The sequence below is a fragment of the Adhaeribacter swui genome (assembly GCF_014217805.1).
Lineage (GTDB): Bacteria > Bacteroidota > Bacteroidia > Cytophagales > Hymenobacteraceae > Adhaeribacter > Adhaeribacter swui.
The window spans coordinates 3,202,401-3,225,555 of record NZ_CP055156.1; the positions used below are offsets into that span (position 1 = coordinate 3,202,401).

A 23,155-nucleotide genomic window follows, 5' to 3' on the forward strand; every position below is an offset into this window, starting at 1 on the left:
ACTAAATTAAAAATATAATCTATTAATTTACAAACCAAAATTGGTAAATGGTTCTGGTTGTTTATTTATTACTGTTAAAAGTAACTATTGGTTTTATGCTGAAACAAAAATCAGAGCGGTTTTATATAACTAAATGCCAATAGTTTAGTAATTCTGGATAAACCTGATTTTTTAAATTTTTCTGAATCTGATGCCCGTACAAACTTACCATACTGCTCCCGTAGAAAATATTGCGCCCGGGGTAACCCGCCGCTTGGTTTACACGCCCCATTTAATGACGGTAATTCTTGATTTTAGCAATGGCCCACAAACCGAGCCTGATCCTTTTCATGCCCACCCGCACGAGCAAACTTGCTACGTGGCCTCCGGCGAAGTACTTTTTATGGCAGAAGGGGAGGAACCAGCGCATTTACGGGCCGGCGATGTATTTTACGTGCCCGCCAACCAAAAACATTGCATTCAATTATTAACGGAGCAAGCACGGTTGGTAGATTCTTTTACGCCCATCCGCACGGATTTTTTAAAAAATTAAAAATTAAACCAACATGGTCTTAACTCAATCCGGCAGTTCGGTAAATTCCAGTACATGGCCATCCGGGTCGGTCAGGAAAATTTGCCACATACCATCGGGGCGTTTTTTAGGGCCCATAAAAGTTAAGCCAGCAGCGCGTAAGTGTTCTTCGGTTTCTTTAATAGTTGCTACTTTTAAGGCAAAATGATTGCCCCGGTGATGGCTGTGCACCGCTAATGCACGATCGCCGATTAAATGCAATTCCTGGTGCGGACCCAAGGCAAACCAGGCTCCTGGAAAATCAAAGGCCGGGCGGGGCAAAGCACGAAAACCCAGTAACTCGCCGTAAAAACGACAACTAACCGCCACATCCTGCACGTGCAGGGCCACATGATTTAACTCCAAAACAGTAAGCATACGTAAAATCAGATTAGGTTAAAAGGCGAAATTTAGCAAAAGAGAAAATAGTATTTAATTAGACGGCTACGATAAATGTACTTTTTTGCAATTGGGCTAAGCTGGTAAATAAATAGCTGAAGCGTTAAAATCGCACCCGGATGCCTGGACCCAGAAAGTAAAACCAAGGATCGGTCTTTTTAGAAATAAAGTAGCCACCACCCAAATACAACGGAAAAGTAAGTTTAGAATCGCGGGTAGTGGGGTAGATGGCGCCAATAATTACAGCGCCAATGTCGCGGTCTACGTCGGGGCTGCTGCTAAAGTTAAAAGCGTTTAGCGCCAGGAAACCAGCGCCAACTTTATATGGCCGGTAACGGGCAATTTTTTCCGGATGATAAAAACTCATCTGGGCAATCATGGCCATGGAAATACCCCCTAAATCGCCGTACCCCGATTCGCCTTGCTTCTTCACGAGTAAACCCGCCGGAAACGACACATCAATATCAAACTTGGTTCGCCGGCGAAGCACTAAATCCATTTTTTTTACAATGCCTTCGCCGCCGTATTTGTCTTTATCGTGCCGGATCGTAATCTCAATCCGCGACCATTCGTCTAAATCGTAGGTTTTTCGGCCCAGAATATTGTTTAAACTAATGTCGCCGAGCGTGCAATCTTTACCGCCGTAAAAAGCATAACGCGGCGAATTTTCGCCAGGGCAAATCACAATGTCCTCAATTCGCCGCTGGTCAATCAGGTCGTTGCGGCTATTGGTTACCCGGATATCAATGTCTAAATATTGGCGACCGTACAAAGTTGCATCGCGGTCGATGATGCTGGGGTTAAACGAAAAAACCACGTCTTTTAAAACCCGATCGTGAAACAAAGGCCCATCTACCACCGCGGCTACTACCCGCGATTGGTCGCCGTAGTTTATGGATATAAAATCAAAAGTACGGGGTCGCTGGTATTCGCGCACAGTTAAGGCAAAATTGGTATTAATGGCCCGGTTGTAAATGCCAATGCGTTTGCGTTTAATGTTTAAGGGCACTTCTAATTTATACACCCGTGCGGTTTCGGTGCGCAGCGACGAATCCGAAGTAATATCAGTTAAGTCGTCGAATTGAAAACGGGCTTTGTGTAATCCCTCGCCTTCGATGCGCAGGTTAATAATTTCGCCGGGGTTTACGGTTAAGTTATTTGTCCAGTCGCCGCCTTCGTGCAGAACCAGAATGTTTTTTACGGTGGTATTGGGCGTTATCGAGAAGTTGGTAATAAACTTAGTTTGGTCGCCATCTTTAATGTACAAATACCCTTCAGAAATCCGATGATAATTATAAACCCGCAGCCAGCAAAGCACTCGGTTATTAGTAACGGTATTGCGCGTAAATAATTCGGCAATTAATACGCCGCCGGGTTGTTCCTGGTCTTCGATGCGGTAGGTTTTCTGGAGGTTAATGGCCCAGTTATTTTCAATCATTACTTCCACACCTTTGGTGCGGGCTACTTCATCAGAAGTAATTTCTTTTTTATCAATGTTAATAAATTTCAGGCGACTGGCTTTTACCGTAAACGTTTTTTGAATAACGGGCAAATGGTATTGCGGCTTTTGGTATTTGTTTAAAGTGGGTTTATTGGTTTGTAGTTGCAAATTTAAAATTTTGCTTCCTAAGGCGTTGGGCATTATGTGCAAGCGCAACGTACCATTGCTTTCGGATAAACGATAGTCCAGCCCATCGCTTTTTACCCAGTCGGTTTGTAGCCGTATGTTTTTTAAATTGTTGGTAGTTAGTTCAAAAGTTTTCTCTTCGCCCACATACAAATCGGTATCGTTGCTCGTAAATTGCACGGTGGTATTGGTTACCGGAAGAAGCTTAATTACTTCTACCCGGGGCGGAGCCGCAGTGGTATCCTGAATGGAAAAAGTAAAGTTTAAAAACTGCGAAGTCGTTAAATTTTTAAATTTAACCTTAACTTTAAAATACTGGTCATTCACGTTTACTACCGAATCCAGAAGGTTGTAGTCAGCGGAGTTGGCCAGCGAAAGATTATAAATGGCCGCCATGTTTTTGGCGTATAAGTTTACTTCGGCAATTTCGTCGTCGTTGTCGTAAGTAAATGCCATTTGCGGTTCGCCGTTGGCGTAAATCGTGTTTTGGCTGCGGCTGTAAACGGTAGTATCTACTTTTAAAACTACCTCGTTAAAAGCGGAATTTTGCGCGTAGCCGGGCAGCAAGCTCCCCAACCACAGCAAGAACAAGAATAGTATACGTTTTTCCGAAGGCATTTACTTTAAAAAATACAAAATTTAAAAAAGGAGCTAAGTACTGTATTCCGAAATAGCTTTTTAAAAATAATCAATTCTCCTGCACCTGTTCCTGCAAACAGTAAAGGTAATAGTAAAACCCAATAGAGAAGAATAGCACTAAGGATATATTTTAACTATATCCGGAATTGAAGCGCTAGAGCTAAAGGCAGAAAATTATTTTTAGTAGTTTTGTCCACCTGCTGTTATTTTAACTTTAGCCCCCATGACCAAAGAGGAATTATTTACCCAGATTAAAAAAAAACAATCGTATTTATGCGTGGGTCTGGATACTGATTTGAAAAGAATTCCGGCGCACCTGCTCGATACCGAAGACCCGGTATTTGAATTTAATCGCCAAATAATTGATGCCACCGCCGATTTATGCGTGGCCTATAAACCCAATATTGCTTTTTATGAAGCCTTAGGCCCAAAAGGCTGGATAAGTCTGGAAAAAACCTTAAACTATATACCTCAAGATATATTTACCATTGCCGATGCCAAACGCGGCGATATCGGCAATACTTCGGAACTATATGCCCGGGCGTTTTTTGAAAATTTAACTTTTGACTCGATTACCGTAGCGCCTTACATGGGCGAAGATTCGGTGAAGCCATTTTTGCTGCAAGCGGGCAAATGGGTAATCTTGCTGGCGCTCACCTCTAACCCCGGCAGTGCCGATTTTCAATTGCTGCAAACCGACGACGGCACCGCCGATTACTCCCGCTGCCTGTTCGAGAATGTACTGGAAACCAGCAAAGCGTGGGCTACCGATGAACAGCTTATGTACGTAGTAGGCGCTACCCGCCCGGATTTTATACAGCGCGTGCGCGACATCGTGCCGCATCACTTTTTACTGGTGCCAGGGGTAGGAGCTCAGGGCGGCAGTTTGGCCGAAATATCACGCTTAGGCATGAACCCGCATTGCGGTTTATTGGTTAACTCGTCGCGTAACATCATATACGCATCCTCAGGTACTGATTTTGCCGAGCAAGCCCGTTCGGCGGCTTTATTGGTGCAACAAGAAATGGCCGGTTATTTAAATCAATATTTGGGGTAGCGTAAAAACTGGTTATACATCCAATTTTTAAAAATTTAAGCTGTTGCCGTGAAATCAACCAATCTTTTTAAAGAAGATTTTCTGCATTATGTGTGGCAGCAACAATATTTTGATAAAACCGGTTTAGTTACTACTCAAAACAAGGCCGTGGTGGTGCTAAAACCCGGTTATTATAACACTGATGCCGGCCCGGATTTTACGAATGCCCGCCTGCGGATTGGCTCCGAAGAATGGAATGGCAGCGTTGAAATACACGTATTTGCCTCGGACTGGGAAAAACACACGCACCAAAACGACCCGAAATACAACCAGGTAGTTTTACACGTAGTCTGGGATAACGACAAACCGGTACATCGGGCTGATGGAAGTGAAATTCCAACGTTAGCATTACGCGGGCGTGTTCCGCTACATTTAATTAATACTTACCAGCAATTTTTAACTAACCGCCACGAAATTCCGTGCCGGCCTTTTGCCCCCGAAGTACCTAGTTTGATTAAAACCAGCATGCAGGAACGCGTCCGGATGGAACGTCTCGACGAAAAAGCCGGTCGGGTATTAGCCTTGCTGGCGCAAACGGGAAATAACTGGGAGGAAACTTGTTATGCCTGGCTGCTGAGTAACTTTGGTTTTAAAATTAACCAGGTAGGTATGCAGCGATTGGCCGCTCTGTTACCATATGCGGTGTTGCGTCGCCACCAACACCACTTACCAACTCTCGAAGCCTTAATTTTGGGGCAAGCCGGATTTTTAAATTTAGATACGCCAGACGAATACGTGCGGCCGTTACAGCAGGAATTTAAATACTTGAGGCACAAATACAGTTTGGCTCCCGGTCTGCACCGAGCAGATTGGAATTTTTTGCGGCTGCGGCCGGCTAATTTTCCGCCGGTACGTTTGGCTCAGTTTGCCGCCTTGTTGCATCAGCACGTGCATTTGTTTTCGGATTTGCTGGCGGCTAATTCTTTTAAAGAGTGGCAAGCTTATTTCGAGGCAAAACCATCCGCTTACTGGCAAAATCACGTTATTCCGGGCCAAGAATCTACCCGGGCACCAAAAGGAATGGGTAAAAGCAGCATTGACTTGTTATTGATAAATGCGGTAGCGCCTTTACTGGTAGCATACGGAAGATACAAAAACGACGAAGTTTACGTGGACAAAGCCATTGCTTTACTGGAACAGTTACCTCCGGAAGATAACCGCATTACCCGCTTGTACACCGATTTAGATTTCTACCATAAAACAGCCGCCGATTCGCAGGCCTTGCTGCAGTTAAACCAGCATTACTGCGTGCCCCGGCAATGTTTGCATTGCCGCATCGGTAATTATATTTTAAAACAAAATCCGTTAGCCCAATGAATTTACTATATCTGTTGGGCAACCTGCTGCTGTTGGGCGGGCTTGTTTTTGTTTTATGGCGATCGGCTAAGCCTAATTTTTTAAAGATTTTCTTTTGGCCGGCCATAATTTTAAAAGTAGGAGCGGGGTTGCTGGTAGGGTGGTTATACCAGCATTATTTAAGCGGTGGCGATACGTTTGTATACCAGCAGCAGGCCGAAATATTGAATGCTTACGCCTTGCAGGAGCCTAAAAACTACCTGCATTTTATTTTCACCGGCGAATATCCTAGCGAATACTTGTACAATGCCATGCGTTTTAGAGGGTATTCTAACTCTTTTTTTATAGTGCTGTTACTGCATTTTTTTAATTTTATCACGCATAACAGTTATTACCTGAATAGCCTTTATTTTTCGCTGTTTAGTTTTTGGGGATGCTGGCAGCTTACCAAAGCTTTAACGCAACTATTTCCGGATACCAAAGTGGCGGCGGCTTTTGCTTTTTTATTTTTTCCGACTGTTGTTTTCTGGACTTCGGGGGTGTTAAAAGAAAGTATTCTTGTGGGCAGTTGTGCTTTACTCCTGGCAGCTACCTTGCGCTTACTTTATCAAGTAAATACAACATTTGCCTCGCTGCTAATGTTGGTAGTGGGGGCTTATTTTTGCTTTAAAATTAGGTTTTATTTTGCGGTGGCTTATTTTCCTTTGCTGGCCAGCTTTGCCTTGCTCCAGCACTTCGGGCGAAAAATGCATTTTTCAGAAAGTAAAAAGCTGGTTTTTTACGGGGTTGCTTTGTTGGTGTTAGGTATTATGGCTTCGTTCTTACACGAAGCAGTTACGCCCGAGTACTTTTTTAAAGAAATGATAAAAAGCTACGAGATGACCCGGGCTATGACAACCCGGGAAGCTTATATTCATTTACCCGACCTGCAACCCACTTACCAAAGTTTAATTTACTACGCCCCAAAAGCAATCAGCAGCGTTTTATTCCGGCCTTTTATAGGCGAAATCAACACCCCAGCCTATTTTTTAGCTGGCCTGGAAAATCTACTCGTACTAATAATAACCCTATCGGCTTTGTTTACTTTTCGGAGAAGCCTACCGACGCTACCATCTACCCTGGTGCTTTCGCTGCTTATTTATTCATTGGTGGTGGCGGCTTTAATTGGTTATTCCACGGCTAATCTGGGTTCGGTAAGCCGGTACAAAGTAGCTTTTATGCCGTTTTTGCTATACGTATTGTTACAAACCGGCCTGAATCAAAAAATAATGAACTGGCTGGGAAAAAGGTTTATCCACTGTTTTATCTCAGATTCAGTTTAAAACCAGCATTGCAAGCCGCCCCGGAAAGCTGTACCTTTGCAGATGAAAGTTAAACTGGTTGGAGGTGGTGCAAACCAATCTTTGCTTCCGTATAACTTACAACATTAAACTTTTTAGTAACCTATGCAGAATCCTGTAATTATTCTCGGCGCTCAGAAACTGGGTACCGCGGCTCTCGATATTTTTCAAAGTAACAACGTAATTGTGTATTGCTTCCTGGACGACGAAGTAAAGTTGCACCAAACCGAAGTAAACAACATTACAGTAATGGGTACCACCGACGACCCGGAATTTTTAAAAATTTTAGGTAAAAAGTGCGAAGTGTTTGTAGCTGCCGAAGAAACTGCCACCCGCAAAAGCTTAATTAATTTACTTAAAGACGAATACCAGGCTACCCCGGTAAACGCCATCCATAAATTTACGGCCGTATCCGAAAACGCCTGGTTGGGTCACGGGAATTTAATTAACGCCGGAGCCGTAATTAACGCCAATGCCCGCATCAATAACTATTGCATTATTCAATCACGTGCCCTGATTGAATCCGGCGCGGAGCTGGCCGATTTCGTGCAGGTAGGAGCCGGTGCTATTGTAAGTGCCGACGTAACCGTAGAAGAAGGTGCCTTTATTGGGGCTGGAGCGGTAATAGTAGCTGGTATTAAAATCGGTAAAAAAGCCCGTGTAGGTGCTGGTGCCGTAGTAGTAGCCGATGTGCCCGCCAACCAAACTGTTTTCGGTAATCCGGCACAAAAAGTATAAAACCGTTGTTTACGCAAGCAGTTAAGCTGTTTGAAAAACTGTTGTTTGCACCTTAACTTTGCATAATTTAAAAGGATGTAGATGGAAGCAAATTTTTAAAATTTTGTCTAACATCCAACGTCTAATATCTATCATCTAAAAAAATACACTCGGTCTGAAACCAAGCTTTGTATGAAAGATTATTCTGTATTACTGTATTACTGTTACACTCCTATTGCTGATCCGGAAGCTTTCCGGGAAGAACATCACCGGCTGTGCTTATCTTTAAATTTGCGGGGCCGCATTATTGTAGCCGCCGAAGGCTTGAACGGCACGGTATCGGGTTTGCGGGAAGACTGCGAAAAGTACATGGAAACGGTTAAAGCCGATCCGCGGTTTGCCAGAATTGACTTTAAAGTAGATGCCTCGGATAAGCACACTTTTGCCAAACTGCACGTGCGCCACAAACCAGAAATCGTGCACAGCAAACTGCACCACATCGACCCGAATAAACGCACCGGCATTCACCTGGAACCGCTGGAATTTAAAAAAATGAAAGACCAGGACGATGTAGTGGTACTGGATGTACGCTCGGATTATGAGCATTCGGTAGGTCGATTTAAAAATTCCGTTACCTTACCCATCGAGAACTTCCGCGACTTTCCGGAGAAGATTGATGAGTTAAAAGAAAAATACAAAGACAAAAAAATACTGACCTACTGCACCGGCGGTATTAAATGCGAAAAAGCCAGCGCTTTTTTATTGGACCAAGGTTTCGAGAACGTGTACCAGTTACACGGGGGCATTATTAAATACGGTTTTGAAGCCGATGGCGAAGATTTTGAAGGCAAATGCTACGTATTCGATAACCGCTTAACCGTAGACGTAAACAAAGTAAATCCTACGGTAATTTCTACGTGCTACGTGTGCGGCACAACCAGCGACCGCATGGTAAACTGCGCGAACCCGGAGTGTAACATTCACGTGGCCATGTGCGAAGCCTGCGGCGAAACCATGCACGGCGCTTGCTCTGATACCTGTAAAGAGCACCCCAAAGTACGACCTTACAATGGCACGGGATATTACCAAAAAGAATTAAACGGCTATAACCCGCTCAAAGGTTTAAAGCGCGCCAAAGCCAATTAAAATTTTAAAAATTTAAAATTCTAATAACCCGGTAACCCGAAAAAGTTATCGGGTTTTATTTTTTATAAACACAAATTGCATCTGCGCGTACTTTTACCCAACAAACACCTTTAAACAGAAAGCTATGCCTATTGCCGAATCAGAATTAATCTTGAACCCGGATGGAAGCGTGTACCATTTAAATTTGCTGCCCGAGCATATATCCGACACTATTTTAACTGTAGGCGACCCGGAGCGGGTGCCGCGCATCAGTAAATATTTTGATTCTATTGAAGTGCAAATTGCCAAACGCGAATTTGTAACCCATACCGGCTACTACAAAGGCAAACGGCTTACGGTATTATCTACGGGCATGGGTACCGATAACGTGGAAATTGTGATGAACGAGTTAGATGCGCTGGTAAATATAGATCTGGTAACCCGCGAAATAAACGAGGAACATATTCCTTTAAATATTATTCGGTTGGGTACCTCGGGCGCTTTGCAGGAATCTATCCCAATAGGTAGTTTGCTGGTAAGCGAGTACGCCGTAGGCCTGGATACGCTCATGCAGTTTTACCCCTTGGTGCAAACCGGTTACGAAAACACGATTAGCAGCGCTTTGCAGGAAAATTTGCAACTCAGCTTTCAGCCGTACTGCGTGCGGGGTTCGGATATTTTGCGGGAGCAATTAGCGCACGATTACGTGGCGGGCAACACCTTAACCTGTCCGGGTTTTTACGCCCCGCAAGGTCGGGTACTGCGCCTGGATTTAAAAGACAGCGAACTGATTAATAACTTTAACCGCTTTAACGTAGAAGATTTCTGGCTTACTAACTTTGAAATGGAAACGGCGGGTTATTACGCTTTAGGTCGCATGCTGGGTCATGAAGTAGTATCGCTCAATGCCATTATCGTAAACCGGATAACCAAGCAGTTTGACTACAACGCCGACCAAACCATTGAAACCATGATTGTGCAAACCCTGGATCGGATAGCCGCTATTGCCAAAGCATAATTAATAAAGATAGGGCTAATACAAAGCAAAAAGGGGCAACGGTAGTTGCCCCTTTTTGCTTTACTTGTTTTGGTGCTTGGTTGGTTTTTACCGGATAAATGTAAGCGATTATTAGTTGAAGTAAACCGCTGAAAATTAAAATTTTAAAAAATTAATAATTAAATATGTTCAATGCTGATAATACACCGCACCGGCATTACTGTGCCGGATTTTAACGTAACAAAATCCTGGTCGTAGGCCCAAATGGTAGTTTCAACCCTTTTTACGTCGCCGGTTTCCGTTTGAAACAATATATTTACTTTACCGTGGTACTCATTGCCCAAATGTGCCGCCCATTTTAAATCGTGCAGGCGTTTTACTTTTTCAATTTTATCCGTAAGAACATCTTCGTGCGCAAACTTTAGCTGAGGAATGTCTTCTTTATCAACTAAATGCGGGTGCAGGTGGCTTGTTTCCATAATCCAGTATTAATGTGTGTTAGGTTGTATCAAGATAACGTTTTCCGGAAAATGGAAATATATAATAATTAAATATTTTCCGGAATCAGTTACACATATATACCGATTAAGGCTGCAAATGTTAGTAATTTAAATAAACGATTGATTAAAATATTGAAAATGAAGTAAAAAGCCAGATAATTAATCCGGCTCTTATTTTTTAAATTTTTAAAATTTAAGAAGCTTCCGGCAAGTGGTCCAGACTCAGCAGAAAAGCCAAGGTATCTACGTTATCGGCGTACTGATTTACCGTAGGGCATTGCGCCTCGCCAAAAGGTACGCTGTTTTCGTACCAGCCCAAAGCCGAAACTACGCATTGAATTTTATCGCCCTGAGCCGCCAGCTTTTGTTTTAAATCTTTCTGGTCTTGGTAATACTCCAGGTGCACCACCGAAATCGGCGAAACCAGTTGCTTGTTTTCGGTGAGTAATAAAAAGCCGTTATCAAAGTGTGGCGTTTGGTTTACGAGCAAAATAGAGCGGTTATAATCGTAATTGTTGGCGTATTTGTGGTGGTGCATCACCCATTTAAATGGCTCCAGCGATTTTAATAAAGTATCTACGGTAAAACCTTCCGGTACCAGCATTTTAGATACGTTGCGGCAACCCAAGCCATAATACTGAAAAATATCATTGCCCAGCTTGGCTAATTCTTCGGGGCTCTCAAAACCGGTTAAAACTGCCACGCTGCTGCGATTCCGGCGAATAATGTGCGGTTTTTTAGCAAAATAATATTCAAAATACCGGGCGGTATTATCGCTGCCTGTGGCAATTACGGCATCTACGTCTTTTAAAAGATCTACAAACAAAACAAAATCTTTAAAATCGGGTTCTATGCTTATTAATTGTTGCACGAGCCATTTTGGTAAAAAAGTATCTTCGGAGCTGAGTTTCGCGTAGAGGTAATTACCGCTTAAAAGTACGGTGAGCAAATCGTGGAAACCCACTAACGGAATATTGCCGGCCATAACCACGCCAACTTTGCGGGGTTGTACCGTAGTAGTTACCGGATAGTTGGCTAACCAGGCGCGTAGCTGCGCCTCGTTTAACTGCGACGCAATACTTGTAAGCGCTTGTTGCACATTGGGTTCATCGAACCAGGCATTGTACCGGCGGGCTTGTTGGGCCAGCTCTTGTACCTGGTCTGGCGAAAGGGATTGCAGTTGCTGGCCTAATTTAATAAAAGCCTGCAAACGATTTTCTAAAGTCATTATTATTTATTATTGACGAATTTCGAATTAAACCGGAAAAGTATTGAATGATATTACGGATTGTTCTAATTTTACCGGCGTTTAGATTTACAAAATTATATAAAAATTAACAGAAGACACGATTATGGCTATAATGATCACCGACGAATGTATTAATTGTGGTGCGTGCGAGCCAGAATGCCCCAACACCGCTATTTACGAAGGCGGTGTGCAATGGACCTGGGGAGGCGGTACTTCTTTAACCGAAGTCGAAATTGACGGCGGCGAAGTAGTGGCCGGCAATGCACCACAACCTGCTATTTCTGACGAATATTACTACATAGTTTCCGATAAATGTACCGAGTGTATGGGCTTTCACGAAGAACCGCAGTGTGCGGCCGTTTGCCCCGTAGATTGCTGCGTTGATGACCCGGACTACCGGGAAAGCGAGGAAGACTTGTTAGCGAAAAAAGACTGGCTGCACGCTGCCGGTTAATAAAAATATTTATTTAAAACAGAAAAGCCCGTTTATTAAGCGGGCTTTTCTGTTTTATAACTTTTAGGTTTATTCTGCATTTAAGCGAGGCAATCTGGTAAATGGCTTAAACTTTTTACCCGGAAAACGAGTAAAATTTAAAAAATACAAAATTTTAAACGCGAATACCATGGCAGAAGAAAATAAAAAAGGCAAAACAATAACCGACGATCAAGGCGATGAATTTACCTTTGACCAAACCGCCGAATCGACGGAAGATGATTTGGAAGTACTGGATGTAACCAACGAAGAAGAGAAAAAATCAGGCACCGTTACCGACCAGGAACGGCAAGCTTCCTTCGAAATGGATTAACTATTGTATTTTAAGTTTAAGGTAGTTATAGCTGCTTAGAAAGAATAAATTTTAAAAATTTTTAAACTGGTTTAATAATCACCGGTTAATATTTATTTTCTGGTGATTTTAAACCAATAATGCGGTGTCCCTTCGTAAATAAAAGTCTCGGAACATGTAAAACCTACTTTTTCTAAAATGTTCTTGGAGGCCAGGTTCCGGGTATCGGCCATGGCGTATATTTTGGTTAGTTGCAGGGTAGTAAACCCGTAATGCAAGCTGGCGCGGGCTGCTTCGGTGGCAAAACCTTGGTGCCAGTATGCTGGCAGCAGCCGGTAACCTAAGTCATAATAATTCACGTGCTGGTTAATGGGCGTAGTAATCAGCTTTAAGCCCGCCCAACCCATAAAATTTCCGGTAGCTTTTTCGAGCATGGCCCAGCGGCCAATTCCATTATCCTGGTATTGCTGCCGGATTAGTGCAATAGTTTGTTGGGCCTCCGCCCAACTTGTAATAGGTTTATTGCCTAAATAAGTTTGTACTTCCGGGTCGGCATCTAAAGCAAACATTCCAGCTTCATCGGTGGGTAAAAGTTCCCTCAAAACTAACCTTTCAGTTTCTATAAAAAATGGCATGTACGTAAATAAAGTATTTTTTAAATTTTAATTATTTCTTCAATCCAGAGTCAGAATTTAAAACTATACAAACTGATAAAAACTTCACAAACACAACAAGCCGTTCCGGTTTTAACCAGTGGGTGGTTCCAGGAATTTCTAAAACTGCCTTGATGCGTTAATATCCATTAATATAGCCAGACTTGAGCCTGTTAAACTTCCATCAGGCGAAAAAAATAACCAGAAAGTTTACCGATTTTTTCCTGCTTTTTACCGGTAATTCCGGCAATGTCGTCTGCTTGCTACTTGTGCCCGGTTTTTCGAACTTATATATTCGGAACAAATACGCGAAACGTTGGTTAAAAATGTATCTATTAGCTTTTTAGCAGTTTAAAATTAAGTTGGTTTAAGCATGATTAAATTGAAATAATTTAAAAAAATAACCCGCGGATAGTTATTCTGAAGTTTAAAACAATGCTCGTCCGGGTAACAGCGTTCCCCGTATAGAGAATGTTTAGTGTATCACATTAAAGGGAAATTTATATATGGGATTTGGTATGTTTTGGTTATTTATTTTAGGAGCTTTATTGGGTTATATTTATGGATATCACATCCGTCCGAAGAAACGCTTGCGGCAAGCCGTGCGCGAAGTACGCGAAAGATGCGTCGCGGCTTTAGAAGAAGGCAACCGGGGAGTTTACAAAACTGTGGTTTCGGACAATAATCAAAAATCGTCGGAGCTGGTAGTAGAAGTAAAAGAACTGGCAGTTACGCAGAGCGGCCAGGTAAAAGTGCAGTACTTAAGTGCCTACTACAAAAATCCGGAATTCCGGACCCGTAAAGGAGAAGCTTTATTGCGGGAAGTACAAGGTTTATTGGGTGATTACCTGCCTTTAAACGAAATTGAGTGGTATGAAACCAACGAAAGGCACGAAAACATAAAAAAATACTTAAATTCCGTTACCTTAACACATTACAACCTACTTTGACCTTAAACCTATGGAAGAAAACAATATATCAATCGCCGATAACAAGGAATTAGTCCAGCAAAAAGCCTTAGCGCTTTCGCAAACCATTGATCCTACTAAACCCGAAAGCCTGAGTAACTTTGGGGTAGAAACCCAACGCAAACTGGGTAATTACTCCAACGAGCTGCTTACCAAGGTAAAAGCCAAAGATTCCGGCGACGTAGGCGAAGCTATCAACGAGTTGTTGGGTCAAATTAACATGATTAAGGTAGACGAAACCGAGAAACCCGGTTTTTTCTCGCGTTTACCTTTTGTGAATAAAATTGCCGATAAAACCAAGAAAATAGCCAGCCAGTACAACTCCATCTCCGAAAACGTAGACGATGTAGTAGTAAAGCTGGAAAAAACCCGGCAGAGCGTACTCAAAGATTCTACCAGCCTGGAAGTAATGTTTAAGCAGGCCGTAGATTATATTTATGAAGTGCGGGCAGTGATTGCGGCTGGCCTCATGAAAATTGAAGAAATTGAAACCGAGCTGATCCCGAAGCTGCAAGCCGAGGTAGAAAACAGCAACCAGGACGAAATTGCCGTGCAGCGCCTCAGCGACATGATCGGGTTTAAAGAACGCCTGGAGAAGAAGGTACACGATTTCCGGTTATCACACACTATTGCCACGCAATCTATGCCGCAAATCCGGATGATTCAGACCACCAACGATGTGCTGGCGCAGAAAATCCAGAACTCGATTGTAACGGTTATACCGGTTTGGCGGCAGCAGGTAGCCATTGCGCTGGGCCTGGAAAAACAACGTAAAGCCCTGGAAATTCAGAAAAAAGTAACCGATACCACCAACGAAATGCTGTTGAAAAACGCGCAGCTTTTAAAAACCAACGTGGTAACGGCCGCCCAGGAAAATGAACGAGGCATTGTGGACGTAGAAACCCTGAAAAAAGTAAACCGCGACATGGTAGAAACATTGGATGCGGTTATTAAAATTTCGGAAGAAGGCAGCCGCAAAAGAACCGAAGCCGTGAAAGAATTAGCTGCCGTGCAGGAAGAACTAAACCGCAAAGTGATTGGCAGTTTCGGTAAATCGAAACAAATTGAAATAGAATAATGGCAACGGCACCCAAATACCGTGCTGAGGAAAAAGAGAATAGCGTCCTGACGGAAGAGCAGGACCTTATTCTGGATATGTACATTCAAAAATTAGATGCATATTTCGAAAGTTTAAAAGAATCGGAAAAAATACAGGTAGAAATCGAAACGCTGCATCTGAAAAGAATACTTACTAAATGATACAATTTATGCGGTCTCTTTTTAGCTGGGGAGATGCAACGGATAACCGGACCGTGGTGGGAGCACCAGTGGACGTAGATTTAAAAGCCGTAGCCCTAATTAAAAACTCCAACGACCGCTTAACCGAATTAAGCCAGTTAGTAAACCGCTATACCGGCACGCCGCACGAAGCTAAGCTGAAAGCCGTTCACGAAAAAACGAAAAAAATCCACGCGTACCTGGTAGAAAAGAAAAGGGTACATGAACTGGAAATTTTTCACCTGCAAAATACCGAGCATTTTATTAATACGTTCCGCATTATCCTGGAGGCTTACCAAAAGGAGCAGGAAGAAAGTAATAGCAGAGCCAACCGGTCTGCTAAACCGGGAGGCTTGCCCGAAAAATCAAAATTTATTAAAAACAAGCAAAACCAGGAAACTTACCGTAGTCTGGAATTGGTGAAACCGGTAGCCATGCCGGAATCTTTGTTTCAAAGCAACCGGTTGGCGCCGGTGCCGCAGTTAAACGTACCCAGTATTTCTATCAATACCTTTGCCACTATTACCTATTACAAAGAAGACGCCGACGAAAACCTGATTGCCCGCGAAATTGGCTTTACCTCCACCGACTTAGAAAAGGCCGCTTTTTTGCAGCACGTTACGGCTTGTTTGGGTATCCGGGGTATTGCGTACATGGGCAATGCTTTGGTTTCTATTGCAAATAACAATGGCTCGCAGCCTACCGGTTTAGTGCCTATCATTCATTGGGAAGGATTTTTGTACGCCCTTAACTTAAACGATTACCGCCTGTTCCCGGTCCAGATTAACCGGCGATAATGTCTGAATTTTAAAAATTTAAGCCGTTTTAACGCTTGTTTTAACATGCTCCTTCGGCTTTTCTTCTGGAAAGAATACGTAAAACGCAAATTTATAAATTCGGCTACCTGGCGGTGATTCAGTAAGTTATAGCTATCTTTAAACCAAATATAATGTTAAGAAAGTAGCATTTTAAAGCCCATTTACGTAAATTTAAACGAATATACCCACAGGGTTATCGCTTATTTAGGATCAACGCAATGAAACATACTTTTTTATTACTTTGCTTTTTAAGTTGGAGTTGGGCTGGTTTGGCTCAAACAACTAATGCGCAGCCCACCGAACTAAACAGTGCGCCTCCGGCAATAGAAACTCCGGTTATAACGCCGCCTGTTGTTACCAATGCTACTAAAGATTTATCCGTAAAGCCGGCCCGCAAAGTTTCTTATGGTTTATCTATGGGTACGCAGTATAGCCCACTGCTCGGCACCGCTACTTACCTGGAGCCCAGCGTGCTGGTACCCATTACCAAGCGGTTTAGCGGCTTTGCTTCCGTGAGTATGATTTCGGCTTTTAATACGTACCCCAACCGGTTCGGGCAAGATAATGCTGCTGCCCTGAATAATCGCTGGAGCCAGCATTACATCGTGCACGCTGGGGGCAATTACCTGGTAAACGACCGTTTAAATTTAACCGGTAGCGTTTGGCGCGATTTATCTAAAAACCCTGGCTTAAGACCGGTTAATTTGTTAATGCCCGGCGGCAGCAACGGCATGTCTATCCGGGCGAGCTACAAAGTAACCGATAACTTTTCGGTTTCGGGTGGTTTGCGTTACTCTAACGGCAATGCCTACCAAAACAGTTGGTATAATCCGGCTTCCTCGTTTGGTTATTAATAGTTTAGGTTAAGTCGCAACAAAAAGCCCGGTATTTTAAAATACCGGGCTTTTTGTTGTTAAAAAAAACATAGTAGCAGTTGTTTATGTATGGTTTCTATTCAAACGAATAGTCAGGTGGATACGTGTCGTACTTAAGTTGAATTTCCCGGAACGTATTCGGATCGAGCGGTTTTCCATCTGTAAAAGCCGTTTCCAATTCGTCATAGTAATTTTCAAAACCTCCGGGAGTATCAATTGCCAGTAATCTTACTGCCGAGTCGCTTTTGTTGGAAAAGGCATGGACAACGTATTTGGGAATAAAAATAAAGTCCCCTTTTACCAAAGTCATTTCTTTACCATTTACTTCAACGCTAAGTACTCCTTCCAAAACATACCAGGCATGTTCGTAATTCCGGTGTTTATGCGACGGAGGCCCGGGAAAGTTGGGAGGTAAATCATATTCGGTTATTGAAAACTTGTTATTAGTTCTCTCACTAAACAATTTTAAAAATAGCCTGGAGGTACCAACTTTTATTTCTCTACCCTCTCCGGAATTTAATATAAGTGCCTCGTTTATTTCCATCTTACTTTATTAATGCTTGAGCTTTAAATAATTGCTAACCGTTCGGGCGGGATTTTTTGCACTAAACTTGAAGTGAAGAACCAAAGCTTAAATATAGTAAAAAGCGTTAAACGAAGCACTTCGTACCGCCCGAACGCCAAGCCCTTGTTACCAGCCGTATTTCTGTTGGTTGTTCCCTTGTCTATTTTCTTTCTGCAGTGCCCTGTAAGTGGGCCGGATAGCGTTCGCCTACAATTTTGATGGTCGTTAATGCTTCATTTATTTTGTTCAATTCATCATTTGTCAATGAAACGTTGGTGGCACCAATGTTTTCTTGTAAGCGATGTAATTTTGATGTTCCCGGAATGGGTACAATAAAAGGTTTTTGAGCCAACAACCAACCTAAGGCAATTTGTGCTGGCGTAGCGTTTTTTTCTGCCGCAATGGAAGTTACTAAGTCCACCAAGGCTTGGTTTGCTTTTCGGTTTTCTTTACTGAAACGGGGCAACATATTTCTTGTATCCTCTTTATCCAATTCCACGTCGGCGTTGATTGTTGCGGTCAAAAATCCTTTACCCAACGGACTGAAAGGAATAAAACCAATTCCTGATTCTTCCAAGGTTGGAATAATTTCGTTTTCAGGCTCGCGGTAAAACATAGAGTATTCACTTTGCAAAGCCGTTACCGGGCAAACAGCGTGTGCTTTTCGGATGGTTTCGGCATTGGCTTCTGACAGTCCAAAATGTTTTACTTTTCCTTGTTGGATCAAATCTTTTACGGTTCCAGCAACGTCTTGCATAGGAACATGCGGGTCGGGCCGGTGTTGATAAAACAAATCAATTACGTCGGTTCTCAATCTTTTTAAAGATGCTTCGGCAACAGCTTTTATGGTTTCAGGCCGACTGTCTAAGCCGAACCGCACATTACCTTCTTTAAAACCAAACTTGGTAGCAATTACCACTTCTTTACGCAAGGGTTCAAGCGCTTCGCCAACTAAAAGTTCGTTTTCGCCATAACCTTGTGCCGTGTCAAAGAACGTAATGCCGTGTTCAACTGCCCCACGAATTAACTTTATGCTTTCTTCTTTTGTTGGGGCATTTGGAAAACTTAACCCCATACAACCAAAGCCCAATGCCGATACTTCTAATTCGCTTTTTCCTAATTTTCTCTTGTTCATTTTTCTTCATTTTAAGTTTAACAGCGTAAAGGTTGTTCAATAAAAAATGAAGGCATTTGCCATTTGGCAAAAAGTGATTTCAGCGGATATTTTTTCTTATTCTGCTTAAAGAAGATTGGGTGATTCCCAAATAAGAAGCAATGTAGGACAAAGGTACCCGGTTTATTAATGTCGGAAATTTTTGAATAAAATCAAGATAGCGTTCCGTTCCGTCTTGCGAAATTAATTCGCTTCTACGGGTTATTTTTTCGCTGTGGTATTTCGCTACTATTTTTTGTAGAATAGTATCCCAACCAATAATGGTTTCGGAGATTTCTTTCCAGTCTTTTTTTGAAAAAACAACCAGTTTGCAATCCGTAATGGCTGACAGGTATTCCGAAGGCGTATACAGTTCGTCGATCGTATTTCCCGATAAAATCAAATGGTTTTCGTCGATAAAGTAACGGGTAATTTCTTCGCCCTTGTTGTTATAATAAGAAACACGAAGAACACCATCAGTAAGAAAGCCAATTTGTTTAACTGTTTTTCCTGCTTCCCAATAAAAGTCGTCTGTGTGCAGTTCTATTTCCGTCGCCTTGCTTTTAATAAGGTCAATTTGCTGTTTGTTTAAATTGCCAAACTGTAAAATGTATTCTATAAATTTCTCCATTTGGCAAAGTTAGAAATCGTGGTCTGTTTGAGATTTGTCATTTGGCAAAAAGGGCCGGGCTTCTATGGTTTATCGGAAATGGCTGGAAACGTGTTCTGCTAGTATGAGCAACGCGTAGTCGAAGCATAAACTAGGGACTGTGTTGTATTTTGTCTTTTTTTATTCTTAAACCTGTAAAGACCGAAATGATTAAAAGCAATACTAAAGTTAATGATATGCCGAGTAACTAGTTTTTAGTATTACTTAGCTCTTCTATCGCATTATTCAATTCATTTATTTTTGCCTTTGCCACTCCTAAATCTCGTTCTGCTACGCTTTTTTCAATAATTAAAGTAGCTCTTTTTTCTGCACCATAGTCCTTGGTAAGTCGCCTAAGTTCTTCAATCTCACTTAAGTTAACTTCTTCCATTTGATTCTTTAAAAAGGTACCGGTGAACAGGCTATGTAGGAGTACCAAGCTGAGATTACTGCAAATACAAAAAGGCTACCATTGGTAAGGCAGCCTTTTTGTAAATTTTTAAAAAATTAGCCTAGCGGATAAACAAGCGGGTTTGTTTTTCCCCGGAAGCAGCGGTAGCGCGCAAAATGTAAACACCTGGATTTAAGTTTTTTTCCGGACTTATATCGGTACTGGCCGTACCTTCGTGGTTAGCAGTAATAAGTGCCGAGTAAATAGGTAAACCGGCTAAGTCGTATAAAGTAAGGGTAATTTCTTCGTGGGGGGTAAAGTTCTTCGCTTCCGCAAAAATAGCGTCTTCGGTAGTGGGGTTCGGATATACCTCCAGCGATTTTTCTTTTACCTCCGTAACTGCCGAGGCTACCATTTCTGTAGCCGCACTACTGCTGGTTTGGACGGGTTTTAACAAAGTTATCCGGGGCTTGCCGTTGCCGTTGCCATCGTAGTACTCCGATAAGTATATGTTGCCGGTTTTAGGATCTTCGGTTAAGTCCAGGGGGTTGGCAAATGGCCGCCGGAAACCCGGAACCTTGATACCTTCGGTTGCCTTTACTATATTTTTGCTGGTGCCGCCCGGTTCCAGTACCATAATGTCGTCGCCTCCGCTAAAGCGGCATACCAAGAGCCTGCCTTTAAGCTTGCCGCCAAAAGCATTGCTGCGGTATTCGATTACTCCATTCGGCGACATATTTAAACCAAAATCAAAAGCCCAGCCGCGGTAGTTCGGTTCTTTTTGCGTGCCTACCCGGTAACCAAAGGTTTGGCCATTGGCTTTCCAGACTACTTCGCCAGGATCGGTGCCCGAGGTGGGGTTGCCGCCGTTTAAAATGTATTCTTTTCGTAAAATATTCGGGTGGCCGTAATAACCGCCTTTTACTACCCGGAACAAATAATCGTTTTGGGTGTCGCGTACATTCGTAATAGCCGGAATAGTAGACCCGTTGTAAGTAGTGCCATCGGCCCGCTTGGCTCCCGATGCTAAAGCCGGAATATTACCACCCGCCGCCGAACCGTTGGCTGGTACGTATAGTTGGCCGTTGGTATGCCACACCAGGTCAAAAGCGTTACGGATGCCGGTAGCGTAAATAGTTAAAGCTGCACTGCTGGCGTAGGGGTTGTAATTGCCGCCATCCTGGGTTTTAACGTTTATAGGTAAGCTTTGCCGCTGCGCTTTGGCAATATCTAAGCGCAACAGGGAGCCCGATAACAACCTTTCGGGCCGGTTACCCCAGGCACCATCCGCTGCCCCCATGGCCGAATTGCTGCCCTGCGGAAAATAAAGGGCTTTGTCGGGCCCAAAAGCAAGGCTGTTGGTAGAATGGTCTTTGTACGAACGCGGCAAATTAATGACATAATCTTTTATCGAAATATTAGAGGGCTTATTGAGTACAATCCGGGAAATTTTGCCGGACCAATCGGGAGCATTCACAAAAAGCGGCGACGAATGGCTGATCCAGGCTACCAGATTGCTGCTGGTTGCGGCCGGATCGAAGCACAACCCAATTAACAAGCGCCGCGACGACCCAAAAGGAGAAATGGTAACGTGATTGGTAATGGTACCATCAGATTTTATATCCCAACGTTCAATTTTACCAGCCGAGGTAGTGGCGTACAGGCGATGATCCGGGCCTACCACCAGTGTTGTGAAACCATTGGCGCCAAACGAATTGGTAATCAGTGTTTTTTCGGTAAAAGCAATGCCTTCTGAACTGCCCGGGCTGGCGCCGCTGGTCGAGAATCGGGAAGTAAACGGAATAAAAGCGTTACCCTTATCATCTTTCACCTGGTCCGTAATATGAAATTCGTAAACCGTGTTTCGGGCCAATGTGGCGGATAAGGTAATGGCATCGCCGGCCGCTGAAGAGTTAACAGCTGTGCCACCCACCTGGGTTTTAGAACCGGTGCTGCTTATTTTAAATAATTTTACCGTGGCAGTATTTACGGTTTTTCCGTTGATGGCATTGCCGCCCGGATACTCTAAATCCACGGAAATAGATTTGTCCAGGGCCACGTTGGTGGCGCCATCGGCCGGGCGTACGGCGCTCGCATAAGGTCTTTTATTTACTACGCTACCACCGGGCTTAATTACTACCAGGTACGTGTTTTTAGAACCCACCGCCGGGCTGGCCAGGTTGCCCCCTAATTTAACGGTACCGACCGGATACCTTTTTTGGTAGACCTGTAAAAAGCTGATGCGGGGATCGTTAATACCAATCCGATCGGCGGTTTTTTCCCAAGTACTGAGCCAGGCCGGCAGTTTGGTGGCTAATGGATCGTAGGCTACGTAAACGGTAGCCGTTTTATTAACGGAAAAAGAAAGCACCGAAGTAGCCGTTACGTACTTATCATCGTTGGGGGTTTTTATAAACAAAGCATTGTTCAGGGTAGTGGGTACCGAAGTAATCTGGTAATTCCGGTCGGTATAAAAAACGGTGCCTTTGGTTAATTGGCCTAACTTGTAACTGTTGCCTGTAGTAGCTTTTACGTTAGTTACCAAAGAGCTGCTAGGTGGTGGAGTACTGCTTTTTATGGTAAAGTTTAGCGTTAAAGAAGTTCCGGCAGTACCGGTACCATCCTGGTTAGAATAAGGGGTAGCGGTTAAGGTGTATTTGCCCGGTTCGGGAGTCCAGGAGTAATAATTGCCTTCATTTTCGCCAAAAACCGCATATGGCGCTGTGCTTTCGACGTGCGTACGCGAAGCAGCCCCCGATAAAGTAAAGCGCACACTTCCTACTTCGGCCGGGGAGGTATTAGCCCGGATGTTTAGGTTATTGGTGGCCAAGGTAGCCAGGTCTATGGTAGCGTTGTTCGTAATTGTTCGGATGGTACTCTCGTTATCGGCATTGATTAGCGAGAAGCTGGTAATCTGATCCTCAGCTAAGGTTTTCGCCATTGATTTAAAAGAACTTTCTTTGTTAGGCGAAGGAGTTAATAGCGGAGCCGCATGTATATTGGTTTGACCAGTAAGTAAAACCAGAAAAAAGATAGCTGGTACGCGAAAGAAAATACGAAAGCAATAAAAAGTATAAAGTCTTTTCATCTTCTTAATTTTTACGGTTTAATCACAATCTTTAATAAACCCAATTCTAAAATTTTAAAAAATAAAGCAGGGGAATACCGCCGGCATAGCCGGTTTCGGCAAAAGGGTAGGTAATAATAAAAGGCGGTAGTTGGGTTAAGTGGTAATTCCGCATTTAATAAAAGGCGCAGTTTTACACCAGCTAGCTAAATTTTAAAAATTTAGAAGCAGTTTAGAAATACGGCTTGCGCCCGAAAAGCTAAAAAACAGAGCTTGAATTTTTTAAATTTAGAAAATACAGAGTGCGGAATGCTTAACCAGGAATATTGTATCTTAAGAATTAAGTACAACAGAATGGGGGATTGATATTTTTATTCATAACGGTAAAGCTTAATTTAAACGTAAGAATTACTCAAAA

General features: G+C 43.1%; 24 protein-coding genes. 14 read left to right on the forward strand and 10 right to left on the reverse strand.

The window, feature by feature from the left end; genetic code table 11:
- The first annotated feature begins 190 nt into the window (after positions 1–190).
- The gene (locus HUW51_RS13590; RefSeq protein ID WP_185270184.1) at positions 191–532 is read left to right on the forward strand and encodes a cupin domain-containing protein; all 342 of its coding nucleotides are present in this window, start codon (positions 191–193) and stop codon (positions 530–532) included.
- A gap of 24 nt (positions 533–556) precedes the next feature.
- Here HUW51_RS13590 and HUW51_RS13595 read toward each other — a convergent pair whose 3' ends face one another.
- Both HUW51_RS13595 and HUW51_RS13600 read right to left on the reverse strand, forming a co-directional pair.
- On the reverse strand, positions 557–928 hold the full coding sequence (locus HUW51_RS13595; RefSeq protein WP_185270185.1) for a VOC family protein: 372 nt from the start codon (positions 926–928) through the stop codon (positions 557–559).
- 124 nt (positions 929–1,052) lie between these two features.
- The gene (locus tag HUW51_RS13600; RefSeq protein ID WP_185270186.1) at positions 1,053–3,194 is read right to left on the reverse strand and encodes a hypothetical protein; all 2,142 of its coding nucleotides are present in this window, start codon (positions 3,192–3,194) and stop codon (positions 1,053–1,055) included.
- A gap of 244 nt (positions 3,195–3,438) precedes the next feature.
- On the opposite strand from HUW51_RS13600, the gene pyrF reads away from it, so the two are divergent.
- The 6 genes from pyrF to HUW51_RS13630 all read left to right on the forward strand — a co-directional run bounded on the left by pyrF (position 3,439) and on the right by HUW51_RS13630 (position 9,807).
- Complete coding sequence (gene pyrF, locus HUW51_RS13605; RefSeq protein ID WP_185270187.1) at positions 3,439–4,272, forward strand: orotidine-5'-phosphate decarboxylase; 834 nt, start codon at positions 3,439–3,441, stop codon at positions 4,270–4,272.
- Between the two features lie 48 nt (positions 4,273–4,320).
- On the forward strand, positions 4,321–5,628 hold the full coding sequence (locus tag HUW51_RS13610) for a DUF2851 family protein (protein ID WP_185270188.1): 1,308 nt from the start codon (positions 4,321–4,323) through the stop codon (positions 5,626–5,628).
- A complete protein-coding gene (locus HUW51_RS13615; RefSeq protein ID WP_185270189.1) occupies positions 5,625–6,929 on the forward strand; it encodes a hypothetical protein in 1,305 nt (434 codons plus the stop codon). The genes HUW51_RS13610 and HUW51_RS13615 overlap by 4 nt, the downstream gene beginning before the upstream one ends.
- Before the next feature lie 123 nt (positions 6,930–7,052).
- On the forward strand, positions 7,053–7,685 hold the full coding sequence (locus HUW51_RS13620) for a NeuD/PglB/VioB family sugar acetyltransferase (RefSeq protein WP_185270190.1): 633 nt from the start codon (positions 7,053–7,055) through the stop codon (positions 7,683–7,685).
- Between the two features lie 171 nt (positions 7,686–7,856).
- Positions 7,857–8,810 (forward strand): oxygen-dependent tRNA uridine(34) hydroxylase TrhO, encoded by a 954-nt coding sequence (trhO, locus tag HUW51_RS13625; protein ID WP_185270191.1) that lies wholly within the window; start codon positions 7,857–7,859, stop codon positions 8,808–8,810.
- Positions 8,811–8,934: 124 nt separating this feature from the next.
- Positions 8,935–9,807 carry a nucleoside phosphorylase gene (locus HUW51_RS13630; protein WP_185270192.1) on the forward strand — a complete coding sequence of 291 codons (873 nt, stop codon included), beginning with the start codon at positions 8,935–8,937 and terminating at the stop codon, positions 9,805–9,807.
- 158 nt (positions 9,808–9,965) lie between these two features.
- Here the strand turns inward: HUW51_RS13630 and HUW51_RS13635 are convergent, their stop codons facing one another.
- Positions 9,966–10,265, reverse strand: coding sequence for a hypothetical protein (locus tag HUW51_RS13635; protein ID WP_185270193.1), 300 nt, complete (start codon positions 10,263–10,265; stop codon positions 9,966–9,968).
- Between the two features lie 214 nt (positions 10,266–10,479).
- On the reverse strand, positions 10,480–11,514 hold the full coding sequence (locus tag HUW51_RS13640; protein ID WP_185270194.1) for an acyl-CoA reductase: 1,035 nt from the start codon (positions 11,512–11,514) through the stop codon (positions 10,480–10,482).
- A 124-nt stretch (positions 11,515–11,638) separates the two neighbouring features.
- Between HUW51_RS13640 and HUW51_RS13645 the strand changes: the two genes are divergently transcribed.
- Together HUW51_RS13645 and HUW51_RS13650 are read left to right on the forward strand one after the other, a co-directional pair.
- The gene (locus HUW51_RS13645) at positions 11,639–11,989 is read left to right on the forward strand and encodes a 4Fe-4S dicluster domain-containing protein (RefSeq protein ID WP_185270195.1); all 351 of its coding nucleotides are present in this window, start codon (positions 11,639–11,641) and stop codon (positions 11,987–11,989) included.
- A 169-nt stretch (positions 11,990–12,158) separates the two neighbouring features.
- A complete protein-coding gene (locus tag HUW51_RS13650) occupies positions 12,159–12,341 on the forward strand; it encodes a hypothetical protein (RefSeq protein WP_185270196.1) in 183 nt (60 codons plus the stop codon).
- 92 nt (positions 12,342–12,433) lie between these two features.
- Here the strand turns inward: HUW51_RS13650 and HUW51_RS13655 are convergent, their stop codons facing one another.
- Positions 12,434–12,922 carry a GNAT family N-acetyltransferase gene (locus tag HUW51_RS13655; RefSeq protein ID WP_262891280.1) on the reverse strand — a complete coding sequence of 163 codons (489 nt, stop codon included), beginning with the start codon at positions 12,920–12,922 and terminating at the stop codon, positions 12,434–12,436.
- Between the two features lie 569 nt (positions 12,923–13,491).
- Here HUW51_RS13655 and HUW51_RS13660 point away from each other — a divergent pair.
- The 5 genes from HUW51_RS13660 to HUW51_RS13680 all read left to right on the forward strand — a co-directional run bounded on the left by HUW51_RS13660 (position 13,492) and on the right by HUW51_RS13680 (position 16,891).
- Positions 13,492–13,923: a hypothetical protein gene (locus tag HUW51_RS13660; RefSeq protein WP_185270198.1), complete on the forward strand. Its 432-nt coding sequence runs from the start codon at positions 13,492–13,494 to the stop codon at positions 13,921–13,923.
- Positions 13,924–13,933: 10 nt separating this feature from the next.
- Complete coding sequence (locus HUW51_RS13665) at positions 13,934–15,019, forward strand: toxic anion resistance protein (RefSeq protein WP_185270199.1); 1,086 nt, start codon at positions 13,934–13,936, stop codon at positions 15,017–15,019.
- Positions 15,019–15,201, forward strand: coding sequence for a hypothetical protein (locus tag HUW51_RS13670; protein WP_185270200.1), 183 nt, complete (start codon positions 15,019–15,021; stop codon positions 15,199–15,201). The genes HUW51_RS13665 and HUW51_RS13670 overlap by 1 nt, the downstream gene beginning before the upstream one ends.
- Complete coding sequence (locus HUW51_RS13675) at positions 15,198–16,016, forward strand: hypothetical protein (RefSeq protein ID WP_185270201.1); 819 nt, start codon at positions 15,198–15,200, stop codon at positions 16,014–16,016. Before HUW51_RS13670 ends, HUW51_RS13675 begins: the two co-directional genes overlap by 4 nt.
- Before the next feature lie 239 nt (positions 16,017–16,255).
- Positions 16,256–16,891, forward strand: a complete 636-nt coding sequence (locus HUW51_RS13680; RefSeq protein ID WP_185270202.1) for a porin family protein — start codon at positions 16,256–16,258, stop codon at positions 16,889–16,891.
- Between the two features lie 97 nt (positions 16,892–16,988).
- Here the strand turns inward: HUW51_RS13680 and HUW51_RS13685 are convergent, their stop codons facing one another.
- The 5 genes from HUW51_RS13685 to HUW51_RS13705 all read right to left on the reverse strand — a co-directional run bounded on the left by HUW51_RS13685 (position 16,989) and on the right by HUW51_RS13705 (position 22,758).
- Positions 16,989–17,456 carry a cupin domain-containing protein gene (locus HUW51_RS13685; protein ID WP_185270203.1) on the reverse strand — a complete coding sequence of 156 codons (468 nt, stop codon included), beginning with the start codon at positions 17,454–17,456 and terminating at the stop codon, positions 16,989–16,991.
- A 181-nt stretch (positions 17,457–17,637) separates the two neighbouring features.
- Entirely contained in the window at positions 17,638–18,612 is a 975-nt protein-coding gene (locus HUW51_RS13690; RefSeq protein ID WP_185270204.1) for an aldo/keto reductase, read from the reverse strand.
- 79 nt (positions 18,613–18,691) lie between these two features.
- A complete protein-coding gene (locus tag HUW51_RS13695; RefSeq protein WP_185270205.1) occupies positions 18,692–19,261 on the reverse strand; it encodes a Crp/Fnr family transcriptional regulator in 570 nt (189 codons plus the stop codon).
- A gap of 226 nt (positions 19,262–19,487) precedes the next feature.
- Positions 19,488–19,670 (reverse strand): hypothetical protein, encoded by a 183-nt coding sequence (locus tag HUW51_RS13700; RefSeq protein ID WP_185270206.1) that lies wholly within the window; start codon positions 19,668–19,670, stop codon positions 19,488–19,490.
- 121 nt (positions 19,671–19,791) lie between these two features.
- Entirely contained in the window at positions 19,792–22,758 is a 2,967-nt protein-coding gene (locus HUW51_RS13705; protein ID WP_185270207.1) for an Ig-like domain-containing protein, read from the reverse strand.
- Between the last annotated feature and the right edge of the window lie 397 nt (positions 22,759–23,155).

Coding starts and splice junctions, on each gene's coding strand:
- HUW51_RS13615 (WP_185270189.1), top strand. CDS start 5,625: ATGAATTTACTATATCTGTTGGGCAACCTGCTGCTGTTGGGCGGGCTT.
- HUW51_RS13640 (WP_185270194.1), bottom strand. CDS start 11,514: ATGACTTTAGAAAATCGTTTGCAGGCTTTTATTAAATTAGGCCAGCAA.
- HUW51_RS13705 (WP_185270207.1), bottom strand. CDS start 22,758: ATGAAAAGACTTTATACTTTTTATTGCTTTCGTATTTTCTTTCGCGTA.
- HUW51_RS13695 (WP_185270205.1), bottom strand. CDS start 19,261: ATGGAGAAATTTATAGAATACATTTTACAGTTTGGCAATTTAAACAAA.
- HUW51_RS13685 (WP_185270203.1), bottom strand. CDS start 17,456: ATGGAAATAAACGAGGCACTTATATTAAATTCCGGAGAGGGTAGAGAA.
- HUW51_RS13595 (WP_185270185.1), bottom strand. CDS start 928: ATGCTTACTGTTTTGGAGTTAAATCATGTGGCCCTGCACGTGCAGGAT.
- HUW51_RS13630 (WP_185270192.1), top strand. CDS start 8,935: ATGCCTATTGCCGAATCAGAATTAATCTTGAACCCGGATGGAAGCGTG.
- HUW51_RS13680 (WP_185270202.1), top strand. CDS start 16,256: ATGAAACATACTTTTTTATTACTTTGCTTTTTAAGTTGGAGTTGGGCT.
- HUW51_RS13690 (WP_185270204.1), bottom strand. CDS start 18,612: ATGAACAAGAGAAAATTAGGAAAAAGCGAATTAGAAGTATCGGCATTG.
- pyrF (WP_185270187.1), top strand. CDS start 3,439: ATGACCAAAGAGGAATTATTTACCCAGATTAAAAAAAAACAATCGTAT.
- HUW51_RS13650 (WP_185270196.1), top strand. CDS start 12,159: ATGGCAGAAGAAAATAAAAAAGGCAAAACAATAACCGACGATCAAGGC.
- HUW51_RS13670 (WP_185270200.1), top strand. CDS start 15,019: ATGGCAACGGCACCCAAATACCGTGCTGAGGAAAAAGAGAATAGCGTC.
- HUW51_RS13645 (WP_185270195.1), top strand. CDS start 11,639: ATGGCTATAATGATCACCGACGAATGTATTAATTGTGGTGCGTGCGAG.
- HUW51_RS13620 (WP_185270190.1), top strand. CDS start 7,053: ATGCAGAATCCTGTAATTATTCTCGGCGCTCAGAAACTGGGTACCGCG.
- HUW51_RS13665 (WP_185270199.1), top strand. CDS start 13,934: ATGGAAGAAAACAATATATCAATCGCCGATAACAAGGAATTAGTCCAG.
- HUW51_RS13635 (WP_185270193.1), bottom strand. CDS start 10,265: ATGGAAACAAGCCACCTGCACCCGCATTTAGTTGATAAAGAAGACATT.
- trhO (WP_185270191.1), top strand. CDS start 7,857: ATGAAAGATTATTCTGTATTACTGTATTACTGTTACACTCCTATTGCT.
- HUW51_RS13590 (WP_185270184.1), top strand. CDS start 191: ATGCCCGTACAAACTTACCATACTGCTCCCGTAGAAAATATTGCGCCC.
- HUW51_RS13700 (WP_185270206.1), bottom strand. CDS start 19,670: ATGGAAGAAGTTAACTTAAGTGAGATTGAAGAACTTAGGCGACTTACC.
- HUW51_RS13675 (WP_185270201.1), top strand. CDS start 15,198: ATGATACAATTTATGCGGTCTCTTTTTAGCTGGGGAGATGCAACGGAT.
- HUW51_RS13600 (WP_185270186.1), bottom strand. CDS start 3,194: ATGCCTTCGGAAAAACGTATACTATTCTTGTTCTTGCTGTGGTTGGGG.
- HUW51_RS13660 (WP_185270198.1), top strand. CDS start 13,492: ATGTTTTGGTTATTTATTTTAGGAGCTTTATTGGGTTATATTTATGGA.